Genomic DNA, 4,605 nt, shown 5'->3' on the forward strand with positions numbered 1-4,605 from the left:
TAGCGAGCCATCTTCCGCCAGCGTAATTCCCCGCAGCTCCGCCAGATTATGAATATCAACAATATGGCGATAACGGTCATTGTGATGGTGGAGCTGAATCAGTACGTCAGTGCCACCGGCGAGCAGTTTGGCCTGCGGGTTGTCAGCCAGCAGGTTGATGGCATCGGCAAGGGTTGCTGCGCGATGGTAAGAAGCAAAATCAAACATGATGTTATCCTCAAATCAATCCTGCCAGATGGAACTCTTCATATAACCGTTTTGGCGTCAGCGGCAGTGTATTGATTGCAACACCGGTAGCCATCTTCACCGCGTTACGAATAGCAGCGGCAACAGGAATTATGGGTGGCTCACCCAGTGACTTATGTCCGTATGCGGATTGCGGCTCATTGATTTCGACGAACGCGCTTTCCAGTTGTGGCAGATCCGGCATGGTCGGCATTTTGTAATCCAGCAGATTGGGGTTACGGACCACGCCGCTTTTAGCATCGATGATCATCTCTTCAAATAGCGCCCAGCCAATGCCCATTCCCATTCCGCCGTGTACCTGACCTTCTGCCAGCAGTGGATTAAGAATATGCCCTGAATCATGAACGTTGAGGATGCGGTTGATGGTGACTTTGCACAGCGCAATATCGACCGTCAGATCAACAAAGGTACAGCCAAACGCCGGTGGGTTAGTGGTGGTTTTGATGGAGCTTTCAGCAGAGAGCTGCCCGCCGCGTTCAGGGTGGTAGAAAGCGTCCATCGCCAAATCTTTTAACGACATTAACGGCTCTTCCGGTCGTTCAACCAGCACGATATGGCCTTTTATCAGGGTCAAATTCATCGCTGACTGATGTAGCATGACTGCGGCGTGAGCGATGATTTTCTCTTTTAATAATAGTGCCGCACTGCGCAGCGCAGGCGCGGCAACATAGCTCTGGCGTGAGGCAAATGCGCCGGGATCGAACGGCGTAACGTCGGTATCTTGTGTTGAAATAACGCGAACGTCGCTGACCGGAACCCCCACGGTTTCTGCCACCATTTGCGAGAAGACGGTGTCGGCACCCTGACCGATTTCCGTCGCGCCGCTTTGCACGTTGATGGTTCCATCCTGATTCATCAGAAGGCGCGCGCCTGCTATTTCTACGCCGACAGGCCAGGTGTTAGAGGTGTAGCTAAAACAGGCGACGCCAACGCCGCGGCGCAAATTGCCTTGCTGGTTCTGGCATTCTGCACGGCGTTTTTCCCATTCAAAGATTTTCCGGCCTTTTTCAAGACACTCCGGCAACCCTGCGCTGCAAATACGTTTGCCCGTGAGCGGATTAGCATCTCCTTCGCGGGCGGCGTTGCGTAAACGAATTTCAACAGGATCAATACCTAACGCTGTCGCGGCGTCATCAAGCATAGACTCAAAGGCAAATACGACTTGTGGCGCGCCATAACCACGCATCGCACCAGCCGAGGGGAGGTTGGTATAGCAGGTCTTTGAACTGTAAGCGTAGGCACAACGAGGATAAAGGTAAGCGACTTTATTCCCCCCCGTAGAAGCGATGGAGTGCCCGTGAGATGCATAAGCGCCGGTGTTAGACAGAACATCCAGACTATAACCTTTCAAGGTTCCGTCGCGGTTCACGCCCATTTGCCCGTCAATAGTAAAAGCGTGGCGGGTATGGGTTGCGAGGAAACACTCTTCACGGCTAAGGGAAACTTTCACCGGAATGCCGCCAAGCTTGCTGGTCAGGAATGCCGCCATTGGCTCTTCCAGTACATCCTGTTTATTACCAAAACCGCCACCGACAAACGGTTTGATGACTCGTACGCATGACCAGGGAATATCCAGCGCCTGACCAACCACGCGGCGAACAATGTGCGGGATCTGGGTGCTGGAAACGATGGTAATTCGCGAGTCATCCTCCATCCACGCCAGCGATGTTACGCTTTCCATGTGACAATGTTGAATAACGGGAGTCTGATAGTGCCCCTGTACCTGGTAGTCGGCGGCATCGATTGTTTGTTGGACATTGCCCGTCGACATCGTGCTTTGTTTCAGTAAATTGCCGCCGTTATGGATTGGTGCAGCGTCTTCTGTCAGCGCCGCTTCTGGCGTGGTGATAACGGGTAATTCTTGCCACTCAATGCTGACCAATTGCGGCGCTTTTTCTGCCGTGAGTTCATCGCGGGCCACGACGATGGCAACGGCGTCACCATGATGACGAACATGGCGAGTTAGCAGTGCGCGATCGGCGGTATCGCGCTTGTTTTCGTCAAGTGTCCAGGCATGCCCAGCTGTAGCGAATGGAATATCAGGCACATCTTCCCAAGTAAAAATCGCCAGTACGCCCGGTAAACTTCTGGCTTGTTCATCATTAATACTTACGGCATAACCATGTGCGATAGGGCTACGTACATATTTCGCGTAACACATGCCCGCCATAACATAATCGTCAGTATATCGTGCCCGCCCGGTGACCTTAGCAATGGAATCGACGCGCATGCATGATTCACCCGTAGCGGTTGCTTCCCGCGCTTCCATAGAAATCCCCTCGATTTGAACATTTGGTTCTTATGGCAAAGATTTAGTCTAAGCAGGCAAGATTTACGCCAGAAACGACGATAAGCGTTAGGGGAGGAAGGAAGTGTGATGACGTTAAAAAAACACAGATATGATACGAAACAGGACTCTGAATAGGGACAGTGATACGTATCAATATGAGTGGCGATAAAATCAATGTGATAAATCAGGATTATTACGCATCAGGATGGGAAATAGGGTAAAAAGTCAGGAACTTCGATACCTCTACAGCGAATATTTTGCTGATGATACTTCCCTTTGCCAAATGAAATTAACCTCTTTCTCTATTACCACGTTTTTCCAGAAGCAAGAGATTGGGTATCAAGAGGCTGGCTGCTATGATATGGCGTCTTGTTTTTTAAGCGAGGAAAGATTTTGAGTGCGGGACGCCTGAATAAAAAATCTCTGGGTATCGTGATGTTTTTATCGGTTGGACTGCTATTGGCGGGCTGTTCGGGTAGCAAATCATCCGATACAGGAACGTATTCCGGCTCCGTTTACACCGTGAAACGGGGGGATACGCTATATCGTATTTCGCGCACCACGGGAACCAGCGTAAAAGAGCTGGCGCGACTGAACGGCATTTCCCCCCCTTACACCATTGAAGTTGGTCAGAAACTAAAACTGGGTGGGGCGAAAAGTAGCAGTAGTACACGTAAATCAACCGCCAAATCAACGACCAAAACCGCATCGGTTACACCGTCATCAGCGGTACCGAAATCTTCCTGGCCGCCAGTAGGGCAACGTTGTTGGTTATGGCCAACGACAGGGAAAGTTATCATGCCGTATTCGACAGCAGATGGCGGCAATAAAGGGATTGATATCTCAGCTCCACGGGGTACACCTATTTACGCCGCGGGTGCAGGAAAGGTGGTGTATGTGGGCAACCAGCTGCGTGGCTACGGTAATCTCATCATGATTAAACACAGTGAAGATTACATTACGGCTTACGCCCATAATGACACGATGCTGGTAAATAATGGGCAAAGCGTGAAGGCTGGGCAAAAAATCGCCACTATGGGGAGCACGGATGCGGCATCTGTTCGCCTGCATTTCCAGATTCGTTACCGTGCAACGGCAATTGATCCGCTACGTTACTTGCCGCCGCAGGGCAGCAAGCCAAAATGCTGATGGCGAATTAATCAGCAGTCAGCAGCGCGGCACTTGCTAAGGAGAGCGTAAGGTTTATAATGCCTTACGCATCTCGAAGCGGGCGTAGTTTAATGGTAGAACGAGAGCTTCCCAAGCTCTATACGAGGGTTCGATTCCCTTCGCCCGCTCCAATTTATCTTCACCTGATCAATCTGCCATTTTTGCTGTATCTGATTTTCTATATTATCTTAATTCAATCACTTCAGGCTTTTCGCAATCGCTGTAACACTTCCCCATTTTTTTGTAAATAAAAAGCGTTTACGCAATGCAATCCTTTTGTAACAACCCAGGTAAAATACCTTATTTTCAAGTTGTTGAATAAGTGGTTATCTACGCTTTTAACAAACGATTGATGGATTATTTTATGAAAGGGAAATCTGCATTAACTCTTCTGCTCGCTGGTATATTTTCGTGCGGCACATGCCAGGCGACAGAGGCAGAAGTGACAAGCGAATCTGTATTTAACATTCTTAATTCCAGGGGGGCAGTAACAGATAAAAGTTATTTATCGTTAAATCCAGATAAGTATCCTAATTATCGTTTTCTGATTCACTCAGCCAAATTAAAAAATGAAATAAAGAGTCACTATACCAAAGACGAAATTCAAGGATTGCTAACATTAACAGAAAACACACGAAAGTTAACGTTGACGGAGAAACCCTGGGGAACGTTTATTCTTGCTTCTACTTTCGAAGATGACAAAACAGCGGCAGAAACCCACTATGATGCTGTCTGGCTGAGGGATAGTTTATGGGGCTATATGGCATTAGTATCAGACCAAGGAAATAGTGTAGCCGCAAAAAAGGTTCTGCTCACCCTGTGGGGTTATATGTCTACGCCCGACCAGATTAAGCGGATGCAGGACATCATTAGCAACCCAAAACGACTGGATGGAATTC

The 4,605-nt window shown here is 49.0% G+C and carries 4 protein-coding genes and 1 tRNA gene; 3 read left to right on the forward strand and 2 right to left on the reverse strand.

Annotation, left to right across the window (positions count from 1 at the left end; genetic code table 11):
• Together ACUU1I_RS19605 and xdhA are read right to left on the reverse strand one after the other, a co-directional pair.
• Positions 1-207 (reverse strand): FAD binding domain-containing protein (locus ACUU1I_RS19605; protein WP_449144887.1); only part of this gene is annotated, 207 nt, incomplete at its 3' end.
• A gap of 10 nt (positions 208-217) precedes the next feature.
• Positions 218-2,515 carry a xanthine dehydrogenase molybdenum-binding subunit XdhA gene (gene xdhA / locus ACUU1I_RS19610; protein WP_152030626.1) on the reverse strand — a complete coding sequence of 766 codons (2,298 nt, stop codon included), beginning with the start codon at positions 2,513-2,515 and terminating at the stop codon, positions 218-220.
• A 414-nt stretch (positions 2,516-2,929) separates the two neighbouring features.
• Here xdhA and actS point away from each other — a divergent pair, with 414 nt between their 5' ends.
• The 3 genes from actS to ygeQ form a co-directional block, all read left to right on the forward strand.
• Entirely contained in the window at positions 2,930-3,685 is a 756-nt protein-coding gene (gene actS, locus ACUU1I_RS19615; protein WP_005051685.1) for an amidase activator ActS, read from the forward strand.
• 78 nt (positions 3,686-3,763) lie between these two features.
• Positions 3,764-3,837 (forward strand) — tRNA-Gly (locus ACUU1I_RS19620).
• A gap of 221 nt (positions 3,838-4,058) precedes the next feature.
• Positions 4,059-4,605, forward strand: a 547-nt coding sequence (gene ygeQ / locus ACUU1I_RS19625; protein WP_449144888.1) for a protein YgeQ, incomplete at its 3' end; no start/stop codon positions are given.

The sequence above is a fragment of the Shigella sp. SIG3 genome, assembly GCF_053555855.1.